Source organism: Ferruginibacter sp. (genome assembly GCF_014377975.1).
In the GTDB taxonomy this organism is placed as follows: Bacteria; Bacteroidota; Bacteroidia; order Chitinophagales; family Chitinophagaceae; genus Ferruginibacter.
Window position 1 is genome coordinate 1 of record NZ_JACMOO010000094.1, and the last position, 7,579, is coordinate 7,579.

General features: G+C 38.9%; 7 protein-coding genes. All 7 read left to right on the forward strand.

What is annotated here, in order from left to right; all coding sequences use genetic code 11:
• Positions 1-1,568: polysaccharide biosynthesis tyrosine autokinase (locus H7254_RS05455; RefSeq protein ID WP_301932009.1), on the forward strand; the 1,568-nt coding region annotated here is incomplete at its 5' end.
• Between the two features lie 99 nt (positions 1,569-1,667).
• Positions 1,668-2,618, forward strand: coding sequence for a GDP-L-fucose synthase (locus H7254_RS05460; protein WP_301932010.1), 951 nt, complete (start codon positions 1,668-1,670; stop codon positions 2,616-2,618).
• Positions 2,619-2,691: 73 nt separating this feature from the next.
• Complete coding sequence (gene gmd, locus H7254_RS05465; protein ID WP_301932011.1) at positions 2,692-3,831, forward strand: GDP-mannose 4,6-dehydratase; 1,140 nt, start codon at positions 2,692-2,694, stop codon at positions 3,829-3,831.
• Positions 3,832-3,889: 58 nt separating this feature from the next.
• Positions 3,890-4,660, forward strand: coding sequence for a glucose-1-phosphate cytidylyltransferase (gene rfbF / locus H7254_RS05470; protein ID WP_301932012.1), 771 nt, complete (start codon positions 3,890-3,892; stop codon positions 4,658-4,660).
• A gap of 37 nt (positions 4,661-4,697) precedes the next feature.
• Positions 4,698-5,777: a CDP-glucose 4,6-dehydratase gene (gene rfbG, locus H7254_RS05475; protein ID WP_301932013.1), complete on the forward strand. Its 1,080-nt coding sequence runs from the start codon at positions 4,698-4,700 to the stop codon at positions 5,775-5,777.
• Positions 5,774-6,670 carry an NAD(P)-dependent oxidoreductase gene (locus tag H7254_RS05480; protein ID WP_301932014.1) on the forward strand — a complete coding sequence of 299 codons (897 nt, stop codon included), beginning with the start codon at positions 5,774-5,776 and terminating at the stop codon, positions 6,668-6,670. The genes rfbG and H7254_RS05480 overlap by 4 nt, the downstream gene beginning before the upstream one ends.
• A gap of 1 nt (position 6,671) precedes the next feature.
• Positions 6,672-7,579, forward strand: a 908-nt coding sequence (gene rfbH, locus H7254_RS05485; protein WP_301932015.1) for a lipopolysaccharide biosynthesis protein RfbH, incomplete at its 3' end; no start/stop codon positions are given.

Sequence of the window (7,579 nt, forward strand, 5' to 3'; positions counted from 1 at the left end):
TTAGGTTGGTTTCCGAAGAACTAGGTGGTGTAGAAAAAAAGATGCAGGATTATAAAACTAAAGAAAATATTATAGACCTTGGCACCGAAGGAAATCTATTTTTAACACAGATGAAAGCTACCGATGCAAAAATTGGAGAACTGGATGTTAAGATGGATGTGCTCAACCAAATTGAGACCTATGTAAAAAAGCGCAACAAGTCCAGCAATCCTATACCGGCAACCCTTGGCACTGTAGACCCTGTATTAACTGGATTACTTAACCAGCTTTACCAAACTGAATTTGAACTGGAAAAAACAAAGGAGCTTTCCGGAAGTAAAAATCCGCAGATAGAAGTGTACGAGAATATGATTGCGAAGCTGAAACCCAGCATTATCAGCAGCATCAATAATTTAGAAGTAGATATCGCCACCAGCCGCCGGCAATTACAGGAACAGAACAGTACACTTACGGGTACGCTCAAAAAAATTCCTTTAAAAGAAAGGTTATTGATCGATATCAGCCGGCAGCAGGGTATTAAGAATGCTATCTATACCTTCCTGTTACAAAAAAGAGAAGAATCTGCTATTTCGGCTGCCTCTATTGTACCTAATTTTAGAATAATTGAAACACCTGAAGCGGCAGGAATGGTGTCTGCTGAAAGCACTAAGACGAATACAATAGGATTATTATCCGCATTTATTTTGTGTGTTATATTTATTTATTTCAGGGAATTTTTTAATAATCGTTTACAGTTCAGGAGCGAGATTGAAAAGGAAGTGTCGGTTCCTATTATTGCAGAATTATCTTATCAACCCAGTGAAACGGGTAACTCCGTGGTAGTAGGCATGAAAAGCCGCAATTTAATTGGAGAACAGTTTAGGGAATTAAGAACCAATTTAAATTATGTGACTGCGGCTACCACAGAAAAATCAAAAGTAATTTTGATTACCTCTTCCATTTCAGGAGAAGGTAAAACTTTTGTATCTATCAATACTGCAGTAAGCCTTAGTATAACTGGTGCCAGGGTAGTTTTATTAGAGTTTGATTTAAGAAAACCCAAAATCAGTAAAGAATTAGGAATTGCCCGTGATCCTGGCTTAAGCAATTATTTGATCGGCATGGCTTCTGAAAGTAGTATCATTAAGCCGCACCCAACCATTGAAAAATTTAGTATTATTCCTTCAGGTCAAATTCCACCCAATCCCGCAGAATTGATAAGCAGCCCCAGGTTACTGGAGTTGATGACTTACTTAAAGCAACATTTTGATTATATCATTATTGATTCGCCGCCCGTAGCTGCCGTAACGGATGCCAAGATACTGGCAAAAGTATCGGATGCTACCTTATATATTGTCCGATACAATTATACGCATAGCAATTTATTACAGATAGTAAACGACATACATAAAAGAAAGGTCCTGCCCAATTTAAATATCATATTTAACGGAATTGTCACTAAAAAGATATTGGGTTACACGTATGGAAAAGGATACGAATACGGATATAATTATGGATACGGGTATGGATATGTTGTAGATAATAAACCGAAAAAGAGGTCATTTTTTAAACGCATTTTCGGAAAATAAAATAGTTGAATTCTTTTTATTTTAAGTAGTTCTGTCAATCATTCAATGCCCGATCTTTCAGTTCAGGCTTTCGCTGGGGGTTCAGTTTTAAATACCTTTATGATAAAAAACAGTAAAATTTATGTTGCCGGACACAATGGGATGGTAGGGGCAGCCATTTGCAGAATATTAAAAGCTCATGGTTATGAGAATATTATCGGCAGATCCAGCAAAGAGCTGGATTTAAGAAACCAGGCCACTGTAAAAGAATTTTTTAAAACAGAGCGGCCAGTTGTCGTAATTGATGCCGCTGCAAGAGTGGGTGGAATATTAGCCAACAACAATTATCCTTACCAGTTTTTGATGGAGAACCTGTTGATACAAAATAACCTTATCAATGAGGCCCATGAAAACGAAGTAAGCAAATTTATTTTTCTGGGCAGTTCCTGCATTTATCCAAAACTGGCGCCCCAACCATTAAAGGAAGAATACCTGCTCACCTCCGGGCTTGAGCCTACCAACGAATGGTATGCCATTGCAAAAATTACCGGCGTAAAAGCCTGTGAGGCCATAAGAAAGCAATACCATAAAGACTTTGTGAGCCTGATGCCCACCAACCTGTATGGTTCCTTTGATAATTTTGATTTGGAAACATCTCATGTGTTACCGGCCATGATCAGGAAATTTTATGATGCCACTTTTAACAACCATGCTACTGTAACACTTTGGGGCAGCGGCACACCAATGCGGGAGTTTTTACATGTTGATGATATGGCCAAAGCAGTGTTATTTGCTTTAGAAAATACCTTGCCTGAATACCTGTACAATGTGGGTACCGGGGTAGATTTAACCATCAGGGAACTGGCTACCTTAATACAAAAAATTACCCGTCATAAAGGTGAAATATTATGGGATGCAACCAAACCAGATGGCACCCACCGTAAATTAATGGACAATTCCAAATTGGAGCAGCTCGGTTGGAAATACCAGGTTGGTCTGGAACAGGGCATTCAACAAACCTACGATTGGTTTGTAAAAAACAGCCATGAGTATAAAACAGTAAAGATGTAAAACGAATTTTATTCTAACATCCGTTCTTAAAATGGAAATATAAATTATCAGGTATTAAACAAGCATAAAAATTATGTCAAAAATTGCATTAATTACAGGAATCACAGGCCAGGACGGTGCCTATTTAGCAGAATTTCTTTTAAAGAAAGGCTATATGGTCCATGGAATCAAACGCAGAAGTTCACTCATCAATACAGATAGAATTGATCATCTGTACCAGGATCCACATGAAAAAAATGTAAACCTGAAACTGCATTACGGCGATTTAACAGACAGCAGCAGTTTAATAAGAATTATTCAGGAAACTCAACCCGATGAGATTTATAATCTGGCAGCCATGAGCCATGTACATGTAAGTTTTGAAACACCGGAATATACTGCCAATGCGGATGGAATAGGTACTTTGCGAATATTAGAAGCATTGCGCATTTGCGGACTTACAACAAAAACAAGGGTTTACCAAGCCTCAACTTCGGAATTATACGGATTGGTGCAGGATGTTCCGCAGAGCGAAACCACCCCGTTTTATCCACGGTCGCCATACGCAGTAGCAAAACTGTATGCCTATTGGATTACGGTAAATTACAGAGAAGCCTATAATATGTTTGCCTGCAATGGTATTTTATTTAACCACGAAAGTCCGTTGCGGGGAGAAACTTTTGTTACCCGAAAAATTACCCGGGCAGCCAGCAAAATTGTGTTGGGTATGCAGGATAAACTATTTTTAGGTAACCTGAATGCACAGCGGGATTGGGGTCATGCCAAAGATTATATAGAAGCCATGTGGCTTATTTTGCAACAGGAAAAAGCAGAAGATTATGTAATTGCAACGGGTGTAACTACTACCATCCGTAAATTTATCCAGATGGCATTTTTACAAATAGGCATCACCCTGGCTTTTAAAGGCGAACAGGAGCAGGAAGTTGGATATGTAGATCATTTAGATACGGCCTTACTTGAAAGTAAAGGAATTAAGACTTGCACATTAAAAACCGGTGATATTATTGTTGCAGTTGATACACGCTATTTTCGGCCTACGGAAGTGGAGCTGTTAATTGGCGACCCAACCAAGAGCCAGACCAAACTTGGCTGGAAGCCAAAATACGATCTTGCCATGCTGGTAGAAGATATGATGGAGTCTGACTTAAAACTGATGCAAAGAGAGTTGTTTTTAAAACAATCCGGGCACCAGGTAATTAGCCAGTTTGAGTAACAAATTGTTGTTATAAATTAAACACCACTAAATCCTTTCAAATAAAATTATCCAGAAAATGAAAGTTGTAATACTTGCAGGTGGCCTCGGCACACGCCTTAGCGAAGAAACCGCATTAAGGCCAAAACCCATGGTAGACATTGGTGATAAGCCTATTCTGTGGCATATCATGAAGATTTATGCTGCACAGGGTTTTAATGAATTTGTAATCTGCCTCGGTTACAAGGGGTATATTATCAAAGAATATTTTGCTAATTATTTCCTGCACCAGTCCAATGTTACCATCGATCTTACCACCAATACGATCGAAACATTACAATCCCAGGCGGAGCCCTGGAAAATTACGTTGGTAGATACTGGCAAAGAAAGTATGACAGGCGGCCGCATTAAAAGAGTGGCGCCATTTATTGGCAACGAACCCTTTTTGCTCACCTACGGAGATGGCGTAAGTAATGTGGATGTAACTAAACTTTTGGCGCACCACAAGGAGTCAAAAAAAATGGTAACCGTTACCGCAGTGCAGCCCACAGGCCGTTTTGGCGCTTTAAATTTAACTGAAAAAGATGCCGTATTTTCTTTTTTAGAAAAACCAAAAGGCGATGGTGCCTGGATCAACGGTGGCTTTTTTGTATGTGAGCCGGAAGTGTTTAATTATATTGATGGCGATGCAACTATTTGGGAAAGGGAACCCATGGAAAAAATAGCAGCCGAAGGGCAAATGAGTGCCTACAAACATGATGGTTTTTGGAAACCCATGGATACATTGCGTGACAAACAAGAGCTGGAATCTGACTGGAATGCGGGTAAAGCTGCCTGGAAAATTTGGTAACTTATTATGTGCAAAATTTAAATTACTGTTGATATAAATGAATCTGTCTGATTGCTTTAAGGGTAAACGTGTTTTTCTTACTGGTCATACCGGCTTTAAGGGTAGTTGGTTGTTAACCTGGTTACACCAATTGGGTGCAGTAGTAAAAGGATATGCGCTTGCACCGCAAACATCCCGGGATCTTTACCTTGCCATAAACGGAGATGCAATGTGTGAGAGTGTAATTGCAGACATCCGTGATGCAGCAAAGTTAAAAGCTGAACTCATTAGCTTTCAGCCCGACTTTGTTTTTCACCTGGCAGCACAGCCGTTGGTGCGGCTTTCTTACGAAATACCCGTGGATACTTTTGCAATAAATGCTATGGGAACAGCACATGTACTGGAAGCGCTTCGTTATCTTGAAAAACCTTGTGTAGCTGTGATGATAACTACTGATAAAGTGTACCACAATAAAGAACAGCATTATTTTTATAAAGAAACTGACAGGCTTGGAGGATATGATCCTTACAGTGCCAGTAAAGCAACCGCAGAATTAATTATTGATAGTTACAGAAAGTCTTTTTTCAATCCTGCTAAGTATGGGGAGCACGGTAAATCTATCAGTGTTGGCAGGGCGGGCAATGTTATTGGTGGGGGAGACTGGGCAGTTGATAGAATTATCCCTGATATTGTAAGAGCGCTGATTGCCGGGCAACCTGTACTCGTTCGCAATCCAGCAGCAGTACGTCCATGGCAGCATGTATTGGAACCGATAAGCGGTTATCTTACCTTGGCGGCACAGCAGGTACAGCATCCGATAGATTTTGCAGATGCCTTTAATTTTGGTCCTTATACTTCTGATAACCTTACTGTGGAAGCAGTAGTAAAAACTGCGATTCTTTGCTGGGGTGAAGGAACAATAGAAATACCAGCACAAACCGAAGCACCCCATGAGGCAGGCCTGTTGCAATTAGATATAACCAAAGCCTGTGAATCGCTGCAATGGCAACCGCAGTTTCTGGCAGAAAAAGCCATAAAATTCACCGTAGAATGGTACAAGGAATATATTGCCGAACCTACCAACGCACTTACTAATACCATCGAACAAATTAATTACTTCAACAATAATCAAAAATGAAAATTTGTATTATTGGCACCGGTGGTTTTTTATCAAAAGCAATCATTGAACATTTTTCAAAAGAAGCCATTGAGGTTTTTTTGGTTGGAAGAACAAAACCAGCAGGCGTTGCAGTCAACCAATTTTGCCAGATAGATTTATTGGCAGATCAATTACCATTAGATAAAATTGCAGCTTGTGATGTAATCATTTATGCAGCAGGATTAGGGGTTCAATCCGCGGATAAAGTAAATAATGAAGATATTTATGCAATCAATACATTTATTCCAATTAAGCTTTGCGAAGGTTTAAATAAAATTATTTTTAAAGGACTATTTATCTCGTTTGGTTCTTATTTTGAAATTGGAAGTGTTGATATTTCGAAATCTTTTACAGAGGAAGATATCATTCATTCGAGGGCTGATGTGCCCAATGTGTATTGTTTCTCAAAAAGAATGTTGACACAATACTTTCATTTTACAAAATTTGAATTCAGTAATTACCATTTTATTCTACCAACAATTTATGGTAGCAATGAAAACCCCAATAGAATAATACCCTATACAATTGCTGGTTTTAGATTTAATAGGCCACTTCAATTTACAGCAGGTACACAGGTTAGGCAATATCTTTTGGTAGCGGATGCAACTACATTGATTTTAAATTGTATTAAAAAAATGATACCCGCCGGCATCTATAATTTCCCATCAGCAGAAAGCCTCACTATTAAAGAGTTGGTTAAGTTGATAGGGAATGAATTTGGTGTAGCGGTTCCGGATGAATCATTCGAAAAAATAATTCGTTTGGATAGTAGCATGCAAGTGCTTCAAATGAATTCAGACAAACTATTAAAACAAATAAATCCTCTTTCATTGGTTACAATGAAAGAATATATAAAAAGTATAAAAAACTGATATGATAAAGAATTTAAGTGATGCTGTCCATACTGAATTATTTGAGCAACTACAAACCCGTTTATGTAAAACAATTGTTCCTGGTGTTGATTATATTCCTGTAACAGGAAAAGTTATTGATCCGATGGATCTGTTGTATGGTGTAGATGCGGTATTAGACGGTTGGCTTACAACCGGCAGGTATGCAGCTGTATTTGAAAGAGATTTAGCCCGTTACTTTGGTAGTCGTTTTTCCTTAGTTGTTAACAGTGGTTCTTCTGCTAATTTAGTAGCCTTTTATGCATTAACTTCTCCTAAATTGGGGGATAGGGCAATTAAACCCGGTGATGAAGTAATTACTGTGGCAGCAGGATTTCCTACCACCGTTAATCCGTTAATACAATTTGGCTGTGTACCGGTATTTATTGATATAGATATTCCAACTTATAATATCAAAACCGAACTGATTGAAGCAGCCATTAGCCCTAAAACAAAAGCCATTATGCTGGCGCATACATTGGGTAATCCTTTTAATCTTGAGATAGTGATGGCCATTGCAAAAAAATATAACTTATGGGTAATAGAAGATGATTGTGATAGTTTGGGTGCTACATACAATGGCAAAAAGACCGGTAGTTTTGGCGACCTTGCTACCTTAAGTTTTTATCCTGCACACCACATTACGATGGGCGAGGGCGGCGCTGTTTTAGTAAACAATGCAAGCCTGAAAGTGATTGCAGAAAGCTTTCGTGATTGGGGCCGTGATTGCTGGTGCGAACCTGGTAAAGACAATACCTGTGGTAAACGTTTTGATCAGTGTTTGGGAGAAATGCCTTGCGGCTACGATCATAAATATACCTACAGCCACATTGGTTTTAACCTTAAGGTAACAGATACACAGGCGGCTATTGGATTAAGCCAGTTAAAAAA

Excerpts from the sequence above, each read along its gene's own strand:
- H7254_RS05460 (WP_301932010.1), top strand. The coding sequence starts at position 1,668 with ATGATAAAAAACAGTAAAATTTATGTTGCCGGACACAATGGGATGGTA.
- gmd (WP_301932011.1), top strand. The coding sequence starts at position 2,692 with ATGTCAAAAATTGCATTAATTACAGGAATCACAGGCCAGGACGGTGCC.
- rfbF (WP_301932012.1), top strand. The coding sequence starts at position 3,890 with ATGAAAGTTGTAATACTTGCAGGTGGCCTCGGCACACGCCTTAGCGAA.
- rfbG (WP_301932013.1), top strand. The coding sequence starts at position 4,698 with ATGAATCTGTCTGATTGCTTTAAGGGTAAACGTGTTTTTCTTACTGGT.
- H7254_RS05480 (WP_301932014.1), top strand. The coding sequence starts at position 5,774 with ATGAAAATTTGTATTATTGGCACCGGTGGTTTTTTATCAAAAGCAATC.